Origin of the sequence: Cryobacterium sp. 10I1 (assembly GCF_035019805.1) — a bacterium.
Taxonomy (GTDB): Bacteria; Actinomycetota; Actinomycetes; order Actinomycetales; family Microbacteriaceae; genus Cryobacterium; species Cryobacterium glucosi.
Window position 1 is genome coordinate 1 of record NZ_JASJVF010000632.1, and the last position, 298, is coordinate 298.

1 protein-coding gene is annotated in these 298 nt (G+C 72.5%); it reads right to left on the reverse strand.

Annotated elements, in window-relative coordinates:
* On the reverse strand, positions 1-298 hold a 298-nt coding region (locus QN345_RS20090; protein WP_323509248.1), incomplete at both ends, for an rRNA adenine N-6-methyltransferase family protein.

The window sequence follows — 298 nt, forward strand, 5'->3', positions numbered from 1 at the left end:
GGAAGGCGCCGGCGACGAGCGCGAACGTCGCGAGGCGCAGGTCCTCGCTCTCGAGCGGGCTCTCGCGGCGCTGGAACGCGATCAGGATCGAGTCGACGTTCGGCACCGGCCAGAACACCTGGCGGCTGACCTTGCCCGCGGTGCGGAAGGCCCCGTACCAGGCGGCCTTGACGCTCGGGCTGCCGTAGACCTTCGAGCCGGGGGGCGCGGCGAGCCGTTCGCCGACCTCGGCCTGCACCATCACGACGCCGGCGCGGATCGACGGGAAGTGCTCGAGCATGTGCAGCAGCACCGGCAC